Below are 14,167 nucleotides of genomic sequence, written 5' to 3' on the forward strand. Positions count from 1 at the left end.
CGATGAAACTGAATTCGAAGCTGCTGTCCCTGTTGGCGTTTTTGCCTGTGCTGCTGGCTGCCTGCGGCGGCGATTCTCCACCCGCGCCGGTGCCGGTGACGCCGCCAGTGGTCACGCCACCCGAGCCGCCCGTGGTGCCGCCAGTGACGCCGCCAGTCAATCCGCCGGTGACGCCGCCGGTACAGCCGACGCCTTCCGATCCATCCAAGCCTGACTGGTTCACACTGTTCGGCCGCTGCGAACATCCGCGTACCGGCCAGCAGCCCAACGGCATGCCTTACCTCGATATCCAGGGCACGCTGAACGATGAGCTGCGCTGGATGCATTCCTACATCGACGACGGCTACCTCTGGTACAAGGAAATCCCCACCAATCTAAACATGGCGGACTACAAGACGCCACTGGACTACTTCGCCGTGCTGAAAACGCCGGCCGTCACCGCGTCCGGCCGTCTCAAGGACCGCTTCCACTTCAGCTATCCCTCCGAAGTCTGGAGCGCGATGAGCAACGAAGGCGTGTCGCTCAGCTATGGCATTACCTGGTCGCGCACGCCGACCGGCGTGTTGCCGCGTGTGTGAGTAGTAGCCTTTGTGGAACCTGGATCGCCGGCCGCACTGGCCGGCGCGCGGCGTGGCGACACGGTGGTGTCGGTGGACGGCGTCAGCATGCAGGTCACCGGCGCCGCCGATCTGGCGGTCATCAATGCGGGCTTGTCGCCAAAGACCGCGGGCGAAGCACATAACTTCGTGCTGGCACGCGGCAGCGCCTCGTTACCCGTGACGCTGACCTCTGCCAAACTGGCGCTGGTGCCGGTACAAAACGTCAAGGTGCTGGAGACGGTCCGGGGCAAGGTCGGCTACCTGCAGTTCAATGACCACAATGCGGTGGCTGAAAGCCTGCTGGCGGACGCCTTCACCGGTTTCCAGAATGCCGGCGTGACGGATCTGATCCTGGACATGCGGTATAACGGCGGCGGCTATGTGCGGCTGGCAGCGGAACTGGCGTACATGATCGCCGGCCCTGCTGCTACCACAGACAAAGTGTTTGAGACGCTGCAGCACAACGACAAGCAAAAGCCGACGGCGCCGCAGATGTTTTCTTCGACGGCCTATGGCTTTGTGCCGTCCAGGCTGAAATCCGGTACGCCGCTGCCTTCGCTGGGTCTCAGGCATGTGACGATACTGACCACGGCCGGTACCTGTTCCGCCAGCGAGTCGGTCATCAATGGCCTGCGCGGCATCGACGTTGATGTCACGCTCATCGGCGGCACGACGTGCGGCAAGCCCTATGCATTCACGCCCGCGCCCAACTGCGGCACCACCTATTTCGCCATCGAGACGCAGGGCACGAACAACAAAGGCTTTGGCGACTACGCCGATGGCTTTGCGCCGACCTGCAAGGCCGGCGACGATGTCGGACATGAGCTGGGCGATGTCTACGAAAGCACGCTGGCGGCCGCATTGCGCTACCACGTGACGGGCGCCTGTCCCGCCATACCGCTGCATAGCCGCAGCCTGAATGGCCTGCCGCTGAACGGCCCGCTGGAGCTGGAGCGGCCGGAGGGCAAGCAGATATCGATACGCCTGCACGAAGGTCGATAAAGCAGACTATAATTTTTATCGCATCCGATGCCGGTACAGGCATCGGTCGATCAACCTTCGCTACGGAAGCCTCTCCATGATTCGCTCCGCCTTACTGCTTGCCTTTGCCGCCAGCGCACCGCTGGCCCAAGCCGCTCCCGCTTCCGCACCGCTGACCACCATCTCCGAACGCTCCGGTTTCCAGACCACCGGCCGTTATGACGAAGTGATCGCGCTGTGCGCGCAGTTCCAGAAAGCCTATCCGAAACAAGTGCGCTGCTTTGAATTCGGCCGCACGCCGGAAGGCCGTCCCATGCTGGCGCTGGCGGTCTCGCGCACCGGCGCGCTGACGGCGGAACAGGCGAAGAAGAAGGGCGTGCCGGTGCTGCTGGTGCAAGGCGGGATTCACGCGGGCGAGATCGATGGCAAGGACGCCGGCTTCCTGGCGCTGCGCGAGGCGCTGGAAAACAAGGTGGCGCCGGGTGCGCTGGACAAGCAGGTGCTGCTGTTCGTGCCGGTGTTCAATGTCGATGGCCATGAGCGCTTTGGCAAATACAACCGTCCCAACCAGCGCGGTCCGGTGGAAATGGGCTGGCGCACCACGGGGCAGAACTACAATCTGAACCGCGATTACGTGAAGGCCGATGCGCCGGAAATGCAGGCCATGCTGGCGCTGGTCAACGCCTGGGATCCGCTGGCCTACGTCGACCTGCATGTGACCGACGGCGCCAAGTTCCAGCCTGACGTGTCGATCCAGGTGGAGCCGGTGCATGGCGGCGACGAGGCGCTCAAGGTGGCTGGCGCCGCGCTGCAGAAGAACGTGATTGCCGATCTGACGGCGCAGGGTTCGGATCCCAAGTCCTACTATATGTCGTTCGACAAGGAAGACGATCCATCGTCCGGCTTTGTCGACAGCATGTCGACGGCGCGCTTCTCCACCGGCTACTTCCCGATGCGTAACCGCTTTGCGATGCTGGTGGAAACCCATTCGTGGAAGGATTACCCGGCCCGCGTACGCATCACCCACAACACCATCGTGTCCTTGCTGTCGCAGGTGGCGCAGCATGGCAAGGAGTGGCAGAAGCTGACGCAGGAAGCCGATGCGCGCGCGGCAGCGATGGCCGGCAGCGAATTCCCGCTCAGCTACCGTACCACATTCAACGCCAGGACCATCCAGTTCCCCGGCTATGAATATACGCGCGAGCATTCGGAGATTTCAGGTGGCCTGTGGACCCGCTATGACGAGACCAAGCCGCAGATGTGGACCGTGCCGCTGCGCGATGAAATCGTGCCGGACCTGAAAGTAGCGGCGCCGCTGGGCGGCTACATCGTGCCGCTGGCCGATGCCGGCTGGGTCGGCGCCAAGCTGAAACAGCATGGCATCAGCTTCAAGGTGATTGGCGCCGGCCAGATGGCGGCCGAGGTGGAGACCTTCCGCGCCACCAAGGCCAAGTTTGGCACGCAGTCGTTTGAGGGCCATCAGTCGCTGGCGGTGGAAGGCGACTGGGGCCGTGAGCGCCGTACCGTGGCCAAGGGCGCGCTGTTTGTGCCGATCGCCCAGCCCAAGGCGCGCCTGGTCATGACCTTGCTGGAACCGCGCGGCGCCGATGGCCTGCTGGCCTGGGGCGAATTCAATAACGCCTTTGAGCGCAAGGAGTATATGGAGGAGTATGTGGCGGAGGAGGTGGCGCGCGAGCAGCTGCAGGCCGATCCGGCGCTGCGTGCCGAGTTCCAGAAGAAGCTCGATAGCGATGCGGAATTTAACAAGAGCCCGGCGAAGCGTCTGGAATTCTTCGCCAAACGGCACGCATCATGGGACGAACGCTACAACCTGTATCCGGTGATGCGTACCGCGCAGAAGTACTAAACTGCGCCGGAAGCGGCGGCGCCCTGTTTTTGCGCCGCCTCTTCCATCTCCTGCTTCAGCATGTCCCGCACCTTGCGCATCACGGCCGCCTGCTGGTCCGGTGACATGGCGTCAAACTTGTCCTGGCTGATGCCGAGCTTTTTCATCATGGCCTGGGTCATGCGTTCGGCGGGCGTCATCTTGACGTACTTCTCCAGCTCCGCCGCTGCCGCCGACTGCTTGGTTTCCGCCTGTTTGAGAATGGCGCCGAACCCCGTGTTGCCGTCACTCTTTTTGACTTGCGACGAACTCGCCGCCAAAGCCGAGCTCAATGCATTGGTATCGATTTTCATTATTTTTCCTTTACCCTGGGTTGATGGTGCTTCCGTTTAGCCGGGGGTGAAGGAAGAACATCATTGCGTACTTTGCAACGGAATAATACCCGGAACCGAGGCCGGAGTGGAACAGGGTTCTTCGTCGAAGGCGATGTCGCCCAGCGGGTTGGCGATGCCGTCAGCCTTGATGTCCTTGAAGCCGAACAGGTCGCGGTCCATCAGGTGGGACGGCACCACGGTCGACAGCGACGAGAAGATGTTCTCCACACGGCCAGGGTGTTTTTTCTCCCAGTCGCGCATCATGGCCTTGATCTGCTTGCGCTGCAGGTTTTCCTGCGATCCGCACAGGTCGCACGGGATGATCGGGAAGCCTTTGACTTCGGCGTAGCGCTCGGTGTCTTCTTCCTTCACATAGGCCAGCGGGCGGATCACCATGTGCTTGCCATCGTCGGACACCAGCTTGGCCGGCATGCCCTTGATTTTCCCGCCGAAGAACATATTCAGGAAGAAGGTTTCGAGGATGTCGTCGCGGTGGTGGCCCAGCGCGATCTTGTTGCAGCCCAGTTCATCGGCCACGCGGTACAGGATGCCGCGGCGCAGGCGCGAGCACAGCGAGCAGGTGGTCTTGCCTTCCGGGATCAGGCGCTTGACGATGCTGTAGGTGTCCTGGTTTTCGATGTGGAACGGGATGCCCAGCTTTTCCAGGTAGGCCGGCAGGATGTCGGCCGGGAAGTTGGGCTGCTTCTGGTCCAGGTTGACGGCGACGATCTCGAAGTTGATCGGTGCGCGTTCGCGCAGCGTCATCAGGATGTCCAGCAGAGCGTAGGAGTCCTTGCCGCCGGACAGGCAGACCATGATCTTGTCGCCGTCTTCAATCATGTTGAAGTCGCCGATGGCCTGGCCCACCAGGCGGCACAGGCGCTTGTGCAGCTTGTTGTTCTCGTGGGCGATTTTGTCAGCCGCCTTGGTGCTGAGGTTGTCGTCGATGACCGCGTTCATGCTTGTTCCTTGATCTTGAATACTTCAACGCCGACGCCTTCGCAATCCGGATACACGTCAGGCTTCATGGTCGATACGCGTGCGGCGCGTACGCTAGGGTGGGCCAGCATTTCTCGCACGATGTCGTCGCACAGGGTTTCCTGCAGCTGCACGTGGCCGCGCGCCATGCGGGTGGCGATGGTGTTGCGCATGAAGTCGTAGTCCACCACTTCTTCCAGCTGGTCGTGGCTTGGCGACGATACCGCCAGCGGGATGTACAGGTCGACGTTGATGAGCAGACGCTGCTCGCCTTTTTTCTCGAACTCGTAGACGCCGATGTTGATCATGACTTCATAGTTGCGCAGGAACAGGCGGCGGCAGTCGTTCAGTTGCGGGTGTATCAGGGCGGACAGCATGGAAGAACCTTCTTTCGGATTTAAGTTATTTAGCCAGGAACATCACATCGCGCGGCAGCGGCATCAAATGCTGGCCGCCATCGACCAGCAGCGTGGTGCCGGTAACGGCGCGCGCGGCGGCGGCGTACAGCACCGCGTCGACGATGTCCTGGGGGGTGCTGGAACGGCCCAGCGGCGTTTGCTGGTGCGCGTTGGCGAAACCGGCCTCGGTCTGGTCGCCGGACACCATGGTGAGGCCCGGCGCGATGCCGACCACCCGCAATTTCGGCGCCAGCTGCTGCGCCAGCATGGTGGTGGCGGTGTGCAGTGCAGCCTTGGACAGGGTGTACGACAAAAAATCAGGATTGAGATTGTACAGCTTCTGGTCCAGCAGATTGATGACAACGGCCTGCTGGCCATCCGGCGTGGCGGCATGCAGCGCCTGCGCCAGCAGGATGGGGGCGGCGACGTTGGCGTGCATGTGGGCGTCCAGCTTGCCGATGCTGAAGTCGGTGGCGCTGTCGTAGTCGAACAGCGAGGCGTTATTCACCACGCAGTCGACGCGGCCCAGCGCTTGCACCGCGCGTGGCAGCAGCTGGCGCACGGCTGCTTCATCGGCCAGTTCGCATGGCAGCAGCGCGCTGCGGCGGCCGATTGCGGCAATGTCATCGGCGACCGCGCGCGCTTCGTCGGCGGAGGCGCGGTAGTGGATCGCCACGTCCCAGCCGGCCGCCGCCATGCCCAGCGCGATGGCGCGGCCAAGGCGGCGGCCGGCGCCGGTCACCAGGGCCACGCGTCCACTGGGCGTGGTGGGCGTGGCAGGCGCCGGGGCGCCGGATGCTGAGTTGTCCTGTGCTGTCATCATGTTGAACTGGATATAATGCCGGGATGTCCTTACCCGTACCTTCTAGCGACGCGCTGGCCGCGTCCCACGCCTTGCAAAACCTGATTGCCGCCGAGATTGCCAGCAATGCAGGCGCGATTTCCTTCGCCCACTATATGGAGCTGGCCCTGTACGCGCCCGGTCTGGGCTATTACAGCGGCGGCTCCGCCAAACTCGGCAAAGATGGCGATTTTACAACCGCCCCCGAGCTGTCGCCCCTGTTCGGCGCGGCGCTGGCGCAGGTTGCAGCCGCTATTATCGCCCAAAGCGCGCCGCAGATCCTCGAATTCGGCGCCGGCACCGGCAAGCTGGCGTTTGACATCCTCACCGAACTGGCCGCAGCCGGGGTGCAGGTCGAGCGTTATTACATTGTCGAGCTGTCCGGCGAACTGCGCGGCCGCCAGCAGGAAAGGCTGCGCGATTTCCCGCAGGTGGTCTGGCTGGATGCCTTGCCTGACAGTTTTGACGGCGTGGTGTTCGGTAACGAGGTACTGGATGCGATGCCGGTGCACCTGGTCATCAAGCATCCGGACGGGTGGCAGGAATTGCAGGTGACGGTGGCCGACGGCCGCTTCCAGTACCTGGAGGTGCCGGCCAGCGACGACTTGCTGCAGCAGGTGGCCCGCCAGATCCCGGAGCATGCGCAGCTGCCGGTCGGTTATGTGACCGAGCTGCACGGCATTGCCTGCAGCTTCATGGCGACGCTGAGCCGCATGCTGATGCAGGGCCGGGCCAATGCCGCCTTCCTGTTCGACTACGGCTTCCCGGCGCATGAATACTATTTCGACCAGCGCGCCACCGGCACCCTGATGTGCCACTACCGCCATCATGCACATCCCGATCCTTTCTACTATCCTGGTTTACAGGACATCACCGCGCACGTGGATTTCACGGCGATGGCGCTGGCGGCCCAGGAGGCGGGCGCCGAGGTGCTGGGCTATCTGAACCAGTCCGGCTTCCTGATCGGCGCCGGCATCGGCGAGCTGCTGCTGCGCACCGACCCGGCCGACGCGGCCGCCTATCTGCCGCAGGCGCGCGCCATGCAGAAGCTGGTGTCGCCGGCGGAAATGGGCGAGCTGTTCAAGGTGCTGGCGGTGGGCAAGGGCGTGGAACTGCCAGACGCCATCGTCCTGCAGGACCGCACCCACCGACTGTAGACAGAAAGGCACAGTGGGCAGAAAAGCAAGTCAAATCCTTGTCTGCTCCCTGAGTTGCAAGCTGTAAGATGGGCTATGATGACTGATTCTGCATCGATTTCGCGCTATGGCAAAGATACACACCCACTATGACAACCTGAAAGTGTCGCGTATGGCGCCACAGGAAGTCATACGTGCCGCCTACAAGGCGCTGAGCCAAAAATACCATCCGGACAAAAATCCGGGGGATGAGAAGGCGGCGCGCATCATGGCCATTCTCAACAGCGCCTACGAGACCCTGTCCGACCCGCAGCGCCGCAAGGAGCACGACGAGTGGATCACGTCCGAAGAGTGGGAAATCGAGTGGCTGGAGAGCACCCGCCACGAAGACGGCCCGCGCGGCGACAAGCATAAGCACGACAGCAACTGGCATCCCGAGCACGTCAACGACGCGCCGGTACGGCGTCCGCGCCGCCGCGACTGGCGCATCTGGGCCGGTCTGGCAGCCTGTCTGGCGGCGGGCTGGTTAGGCGGCGCCACCATGGTGGCCGAGCCGCAGCTGATGTCCACCATGCTGAGTTCGGCGTGGGGCAGCAAGGGCAATATCAATGCCAATGCAGCCACCCAGGAAAGCGTGCCAGCACGCAGCCTGCACGATCTGCACGCCGACGCCAGGGCCGAGCAGCGCGACGCCTGGGCCAGCGTGCGCCTGTCCGATTCGCATGTGGCCAGGGCGACGCCGATCAAGGTGGTGACCATGTCGCAGGTGGTGCTGCCGAGCGCCGGCGCCGAATGCGACAGCGAAACCCAGACCCAGACGCTGGTGGCGCCCAACGGCGAACCATGGCCGGCCCGGTCCGGCTATATGGAGGGCTTCCCGGTCGGCAACCGCGGCGATGATATGCAATTGACACTGGATAACGGCAGCAACGCCTCGGCCGTGTTTATCAAGGTGTACGACATGGATCGCCGCTCGAATGTGCGCTACGCCTATGTGCAGGCGCACGACAAGTTGTTGGTCGATAAACTGGTCAACGGCAAGTATGAAATCCGCTATCAAAACCTCGACGCGGGCGCCAATCCGGGCGCATGCGCGGCTGCCAACCGCACGGCTGCCGCCGGCGCCGAAGCCGGGGCGTCACCGGTCAACAACTAGCGGCGCGACAGCTTTCCAATAAGAGTTGTCATAGGGGGGGAATCTGATTATCCTAGGGTAACAATCAGGAGAGTGTGTAATGACAGATTCCAACGCCGCAGACGACAACTGGCTGATCGACGAAGACGAGGAAGACACGCCGGCCAGCGGTCTCGGTGCCCCGGACCAGCGCCTGTGGCGCGTGCTGATCGTCGACGACGATGTCGATGTCCATGCCGTCACCCGCCTGGCGCTGCGCAATGTGAGCTTCAAGGGCCGCGAGCTGGAACTGTTCTCTGCCTACAGCGGCCGCGAGGCCTATGACATCCTGCGCGACACGCCCGACATCGCGCTGGTCCTGCTGGACGTGGTGATGGAGACCGACGACGCCGGCCTGCTGCTGGCGCGCCGCATCCGCGAAGAGCTGCACAATTCCATCGTGCGCGTGGTGCTGCGCACCGGCCAGCCGGGCCAGGCGCCCGAGCAGCGCGTCATCATCGAATACGACATCAACGACTACAAGGCCAAGACCGAGCTGACCACGCAAAAGCTGTTCACCACGGTGATCTCCGCGCTGCGCGCGTACGAGAGCCTGAACATGCTGGAGCGCAGCCGTATCGGCCTGGGCAAGATCCTGGCCGGCGCCACCAATCTGTACCAGATCCATTCGCTGCGCGAGTTTGCCTCCGGCGTGCTGAATCAGGTCAGCGCGATCCTGGACGTGGGCTCGGACGGCGTGCTGTGCCTGATGCAGGGCGATACCGGCATCACCACGGTAGTGGCTGCCACCGGCGGCTATTCCTCGCTCAACAGCGAAGAGCTGATGCCGGCCTCGCATCCGCTGTGGCCGACCATCGCCAAGGCATTCGCCGAAAAGAAATCGCAGTTTGAGCATCCGGCCAATGTGCTGTTCATCCATACGCAGGAAAACCGCGAGGTGGCGATCTCGGTGACGCCGCCCTGGCCGCTGGCGCAGATCCAGCGCGACCTGCTGGAAGTGTTCTGCCAGCGCATCGCGGCGGCGTTCGACAACCTCTACATGTTCGGCCAGCTGCGCAAGGCGCAGGAAGCCACGGTGGTGGCGCTGGCCGACCTGGCGGAGTTCCGCGACAGCGGCACGGGCGGCCATGTGCGGCGCGTGCAGATGCTGTCGTCGGCGCTGGCGCAGCGCTTGCATGAACGGGGCGCCTATCCGGACGAGATCACGCCGCAGCTGCTGGAGATGATCGGGCTGGCCTCGATCCTGCACGATGTGGGCAAGGTGGCGACGCCGGACCATATCCTGCTCAAGCCGGGCATCCACACGCCGGAAGAACGCGCCGAGATGCAGCAGCATGCGGGGGTGGGCCAGACCATCCTGGAGCGCGCCGCCAATATGGTCGATGGCGTCAGCTACCTGACCTACGGCGCGCAGATCGCCGGCGGCCATCACGAGCACTGGGACGGCAATGGCTATCCGAACCAGCTCAAGGGCCGCGCGATTCCGATTGCGGCGCGCATAGTGGCGGTGATTGATGTCTTCGATTCGCTGCTGCACGAGCGTCCGTACAAAGAGCCATGGCCGCACACCGAAGCGGTAGCCTACATCAAGGACCGCGCGGGCAAGCAGTTCGATCCCGAGGTAGTGGCAGCGCTGCTGGAAATGATCGAGCGCGATCCGAGCATCGGCCGCACGCCCGAGTAAAATCCGGGGTCAGTTCTTGCAATCCAACACGAGCTCAGCCGTAGCATGCACTACGGCCGAGCTCGTGTTGGATTGCAAGAACTGACCCCGGATTAATGCAGCTCAGGCCGCTGCGGCAGTCGTCGCTGCGGCGCCGCGCACCATCGCTTCAAACTGCGCCACGGGCATTGGCCGCGCAAACAGATAACCCTGGGCTTCGTCACACTGCTTGGACCGCAGGAAGTCCCGCTGCGCCTGGGTTTCCACGCCTTCCGCAATCACTTCCAGCCCCAGCGAATGGGCCAGCGCAATGGTGGCGGCAACGATCACCGCATCATTCGGATCGCTCTCGATATCCTTCACAAAGCCACGGTCGATCTTGATGCGGTCGATCTCGAACAGCTTCAGGTAGCTCAGCGACGAGTAGCCGGTGCCGAAGTCGTCGATCGCCACCTTGATGCCGCGCGAGCGCAGTTCGGTGAGCAGGGTGCGGCTGCGTTCCGGGTCCTGCATCGCCGCCGATTCGGTGATCTCCAGTTCCAGCAGGGCCGGGTCGATGCCGTGGCTGTGCAGCAGGCGGTCCAGGTGCGGCAGCAGGCCAGGGCCGTGGCACTGGCGCGCCGACAGGTTGACCGCCAGGCGCAGATGCGCCAGCCCCGGCGTGCGCCACGCGTGCAGCAGGCTGGTGGCGCGCTGCAGCACCCAGTCGCCAAGCGGAATGATGAGGCCTGATTCTTCGGCAATCGGAATGAAGCGGTCCGGCCCCACCATGCCCAGCTCGGGATGGTGCCAGCGCAGCAGCGCTTCGGCGCCAATGATGCGCTGGGTCGCCAGTTCGATTTGCGGCTGCAAGTACAGCTCGAATTCGTTTTGTTCCAGCGCCTGCCACAGGCGGTTTTCCAGCATCAGGCGTTCGTGCGTGGCGGTGTTCATCGCTTCGGAGAAGAACTGGAAGTTGCCACGCCCCTGGCTCTTGGCCGCGTACATCGCGGTGTCGGCGTGGCGCATTAGCGTGCTGCTGTCGTCGCCATCGGACGGGAACATGGCCACGCCGACGCTGGCGCCGCTGTGGATGGTCTTGCCTTGCAGGTGGTACGGCGCGGTCAGCGCGTCGACGATGCGCACGGCGATGTTGGAGGCGTCGTCCGGCGTGACGGCGCCGTCGGTGACGACGATGAATTCATCGCCGCCGAGGCGGGCGATGGTGTCCACTTCGCGCAGCAGTTCCTGCAGCCGCTGCGAGACGGCGATCAGCAGCAGGTCGCCCATTTCGTGGCCGTGGGTGTCGTTGATTTTCTTGAAGTGATCGAGGTCGATGAACAGCAGCGCCGCCATGCCGCCGCTGCGGCGCGTCTGCGCCAGCAGCTGGTCGAGGCGCAGGTTGAGCGACAGGCGGTTCGCCAGGCCGGTCAAGGTGTCGTGGTGGGCCAGGCGGTGGATGCGTTCCTGCGCCATATGCTGTTCGGTGAGGTCGTGCAGGATGGCGACGAACAGGTGTTCGTCCGGCAGCTCCACTTCCGACACCGACATCGCCAGCGGGAATTCGCTGCCGTCGCTGCGCCAGCCCGGCAGTTCGTATTCGTGGGTGACGCCGCAGGCGATCATGCGCAGCAGGCCTGCCGCGTCCAGGCCCGCCGCTTCGCCGACGCCGACCGGGATCAGTTTGTCCAGCGGCAGCGCGGTCATCTTTTCCGGCGCGTAGCCGAACAGGCGGCCGGCGGCGGCATTGGCCGACATCAGCGCGCCGTTGCCGTCGACGGTGAGGATGGCGTCGGCAGCCTTGTTGAGGATGGCCTGCAGGCGCGCTTCGCGCTGGCGCAGGCGCGAGGTGCTGTCCTTGACCTCGGCCTGGATGCGCGCGCGTTCGCCGCTAATCAGCATCATCAGCGTGCCGAGCAGGCCAGTCAGCAGCAGGCCGCAGGTCAGCACGGTCCAGCTTTGCCAGCCGCGCTGCTGCTGCAGATAGCTTGGCGTGGGCGCCAGCGTCAGTTCGTAGATGCGGCCACCGAAGTGCAGCTGGCGCTGGTAGTCGCCGTCGTCGACCGCGCGGTGCAGCGTGTCCTGCACCACGCGGCGCGGGCCGTCGTCGTCGGTGTCTTCGAAGCGCACCAGGAAGTGCGGGAACTCGGCACGTCTGAGCGCCTGGTTCAGGTAAGCCTCGAACTGCATGGCGATCAGCAGCGCGCCTACGGCCTGGTGATGGTCGTTGTTGGGGTGGACGGTTTGCAGCAGCAGCAGGCCGGTGCCGGGCATGGCGCGCGCAAATTGCAGCGGCGCGGTGGCGGTCGGCTGGCCCGACTGGATCGCGCGCGTGAGCGCAGCGCGGCGCCGTTCTTCGGACAGGAAGTCGAGTCCCACGTAGTCGCGGGCCGCCGCCGGTTCGACAAACGTGACCACGAAGTAGCGGTCGCGCGCTGCGGCGCCGACGAATTGGCCGGCCGGCTCCAGGCGTTCGCGCACAGCGAAGTTGGGATCGACCTGCTGGCGCGCCCACGCTTCAAACGCATGCCGTTCGCTGCCGGCCACGGGCATCAGCCAGCCCATCGACAGCAGCTCGGGGCGCTGGTCCAGGTAGCCGTGCGCAAGGTTGCCGAAATCGTCGGCGTTGATCGAGCGGCGCGGATCGTTGAGCGCCTTGGCCATGGCGTAGATGAAGCGTTCGTGCTCGCTGAACTGCGCTTGCAGCAGGTCGCCGGTCTGCTGCGCCTTGAGGCGGAAGGTTTGCAGCTGCTGGCTGCTTTCCCAGCGGTCGGCCTGCAGGTAGATGGCGATGAAGGCGCCGGCCGACAGCAGCAACGGCAAGCCGACCAGCGTGCGGCGGCGCGCCCACAGCGTGCGCGGACGGCCGATCACGATCCAGCTCAGCGGCGCCGCCAGCAGGATGCCGATGGTGTCGCCCATCCACCAGGCCAGCCAGTCGGCGGCAATGGTGTCGCGTTGCAGTATGCCCAGCAGCAGCATGCCGGAAATCGAGATCGTGCTGGAGACCACGGTGGCGCTGGCCGCCAGCAGGATGAAGCGCACCACGTCGCGGCCGGAGCCGATGGCCGGGTCGATATAGCGGCGGAACAGGGTGCTGCCGACCCAGGCCTGCAACGAGGCGCCGATGGCCGGCGCACAGGCGCCCAGCAGGGCCAGCGCGGTGATGCCGCTGGCGCTTTGCGCCGGATAGATCAGGTTGACGCTGAGCGCGCCCAGCGCCACGCCGGGCAGCAGGCGCGCGCCGCCCACCACGCAGGCGGCCAGACACACGCCGGCGGGGAGAAAGATGGGGGAGGCATAGCTAGGCGGCAGCGCCAGCAGCAGACCGAGGCGGCCCGCTGCGTAGTACACGGCCCACAGGGCCAGATTGGCAAGCAGGTAGGTAGGCCAGCGACCGCTTCGATTCTTCAAATCCAAGGCTCCAGGGGATCGATTAGTGAATCGATTGTATAGGAAAACATTCAACGTAAAAACAACACTTGCACATTTGCAGTTCGTGCGTTTAAAATCTCGCCCCGAAGCAGACGAACTGTTGACCCAACATCGCAAGGTGTGAAAAGGAGTTGACGGTTCAGAAAAATTGCTTCATACTCTGCGGTTCCTCGCGGAGGGGTGGCCGAGTGGTTAAAGGCGACGGACTGTAAATCCGTTCTCTCAGAGTACACTGGTTCGAATCCAGTCCCCTCCACCAAGTTTTTGCAAGAAGACTGAGTGGCTAGCAGTAAATGAAGAGTTGAATTGAACCAATACCTCGCGGGTGTAGCTCAATGGTAGAGCTGAAGCCTTCCAAGCTTATGACGAGGGTTCGATTCCCTTCACCCGCTCCAGTGTTGTTGCAATGCAGATGCGCAAGCATCGAACGCAGTAAAAACAGCAGTACCCAATCAGCCCTTTTAGCTCAGTGGTAGAGCACTCCCTTGGTAAGGGAGAGGCCACGTGTTCAATCCACGTAAAGGGCACCAGAATTCGCAGTACGCAGTACGGCAGCATTATCAAGACAGTCGGGCAGGTTCCCTGCCAATCACACACATCGTTAGGAGTCTAAAATGGCAAAAGAGAAATTCGAGCGGACCAAGCCGCACGTTAACGTCGGCACCATCGGCCACGTGGACCACGGCAAGACCACCCTGACCGCTGCGATCGCAACCGTTCTGTCGAAAAAATTCGGCGGCGAAGCGAAAGCCTACGACCAGATCGATGCTGCTCCAGAAGAAAAAGCACGTGGTATCACCAT

General features: G+C 63.5%; 12 protein-coding genes and 3 tRNA genes. 10 read left to right on the plus strand and 5 right to left on the minus strand.

Translation table 11 applies throughout. From position 1 onward, the window contains the following. Positions 1-2 precede the first annotated feature (2 nt). From BUA36_RS30800 to BUA36_RS23965, 3 genes are all read left to right on the plus strand, one after another. Positions 3-578: a hypothetical protein gene (locus BUA36_RS30800; protein ID WP_167544325.1), complete on the plus strand. Its 576-nt coding sequence runs from the start codon at positions 3-5 to the stop codon at positions 576-578. 12 nt (positions 579-590) lie between these two features. Next, positions 591-1,601, plus strand: coding sequence for a S41 family peptidase (locus tag BUA36_RS23960; RefSeq protein ID WP_072788205.1), 1,011 nt, complete (start codon positions 591-593; stop codon positions 1,599-1,601). Positions 1,602-1,677: 76 nt separating this feature from the next. Continuing rightward, a complete protein-coding gene (locus tag BUA36_RS23965; protein WP_072788206.1) occupies positions 1,678-3,447 on the plus strand; it encodes a M14 family metallopeptidase in 1,770 nt (589 codons plus the stop codon). Here BUA36_RS23965 and BUA36_RS23970 read toward each other — a convergent pair. From BUA36_RS23970 to BUA36_RS23985, 4 genes are read right to left on the minus strand one after another with little or no spacing between them, the layout of a single operon-like run. Further along, complete coding sequence (locus BUA36_RS23970) at positions 3,444-3,779, minus strand: hypothetical protein (protein ID WP_072788207.1); 336 nt, start codon at positions 3,777-3,779, stop codon at positions 3,444-3,446. The two genes, BUA36_RS23965 and BUA36_RS23970, sit on opposite strands and share 4 nt — an antisense overlap. A gap of 60 nt (positions 3,780-3,839) precedes the next feature. Continuing rightward, positions 3,840-4,760 (minus strand): tRNA 2-thiocytidine(32) synthetase TtcA, encoded by a 921-nt coding sequence (gene ttcA / locus BUA36_RS23975; RefSeq protein WP_072788209.1) that lies wholly within the window; start codon positions 4,758-4,760, stop codon positions 3,840-3,842. Then, the gene (locus tag BUA36_RS23980; protein WP_072788211.1) at positions 4,757-5,155 is read right to left on the minus strand and encodes a dihydroneopterin aldolase; all 399 of its coding nucleotides are present in this window, start codon (positions 5,153-5,155) and stop codon (positions 4,757-4,759) included. Before BUA36_RS23980 ends, ttcA begins: the two co-directional genes overlap by 4 nt. A 25-nt stretch (positions 5,156-5,180) precedes the next feature. After that, positions 5,181-5,999 (minus strand): SDR family oxidoreductase, encoded by an 819-nt coding sequence (locus tag BUA36_RS23985; protein WP_084560316.1) that lies wholly within the window; start codon positions 5,997-5,999, stop codon positions 5,181-5,183. Positions 6,000-6,022: 23 nt separating this feature from the next. On the opposite strand from BUA36_RS23985, the gene BUA36_RS23990 reads away from it, so the two are divergent. From BUA36_RS23990 to BUA36_RS24000, 3 genes are all read left to right on the plus strand, one after another. Next, complete coding sequence (locus BUA36_RS23990; RefSeq protein WP_072788213.1) at positions 6,023-7,174, plus strand: class I SAM-dependent methyltransferase; 1,152 nt, start codon at positions 6,023-6,025, stop codon at positions 7,172-7,174. 106 nt (positions 7,175-7,280) lie between these two features. Beyond that, the gene (locus tag BUA36_RS23995) at positions 7,281-8,309 is read left to right on the plus strand and encodes a J domain-containing protein (protein ID WP_072788215.1); all 1,029 of its coding nucleotides are present in this window, start codon (positions 7,281-7,283) and stop codon (positions 8,307-8,309) included. Between the two features lie 79 nt (positions 8,310-8,388). Then, entirely contained in the window at positions 8,389-9,972 is a 1,584-nt protein-coding gene (locus BUA36_RS24000; RefSeq protein WP_072788217.1) for a DUF3369 domain-containing protein, read from the plus strand. A 102-nt stretch (positions 9,973-10,074) separates the two neighbouring features. Here BUA36_RS24000 and BUA36_RS24005 read toward each other — a convergent pair whose 3' ends face one another. Beyond that, positions 10,075-13,344 (minus strand): EAL domain-containing protein, encoded by a 3,270-nt coding sequence (locus tag BUA36_RS24005; RefSeq protein WP_072788219.1) that lies wholly within the window; start codon positions 13,342-13,344, stop codon positions 10,075-10,077. Positions 13,345-13,539: 195 nt separating this feature from the next. Here BUA36_RS24005 and BUA36_RS24010 point away from each other — a divergent pair. The 4 genes from BUA36_RS24010 to BUA36_RS24025 all read left to right on the plus strand — a co-directional run. Beyond that, a tRNA-Tyr gene (locus BUA36_RS24010) sits at positions 13,540-13,624 on the plus strand. 62 nt (positions 13,625-13,686) lie between these two features. Further along, positions 13,687-13,760: transfer RNA gene (locus BUA36_RS24015), tRNA-Gly, on the plus strand. Positions 13,761-13,820: 60 nt separating this feature from the next. Continuing rightward, a tRNA-Thr gene (locus BUA36_RS24020) sits at positions 13,821-13,895 on the plus strand. A gap of 84 nt (positions 13,896-13,979) precedes the next feature. Further along, positions 13,980-14,167, plus strand: a 188-nt coding sequence (locus BUA36_RS24025; protein WP_072788221.1) for a GTP-binding protein, incomplete at its 3' end; no start/stop codon positions are given.

The organism is Duganella sacchari, from assembly GCF_900143065.1.
Taxonomy (GTDB): Bacteria; Pseudomonadota; Gammaproteobacteria; order Burkholderiales; family Burkholderiaceae_D; genus Rugamonas; species Rugamonas sacchari.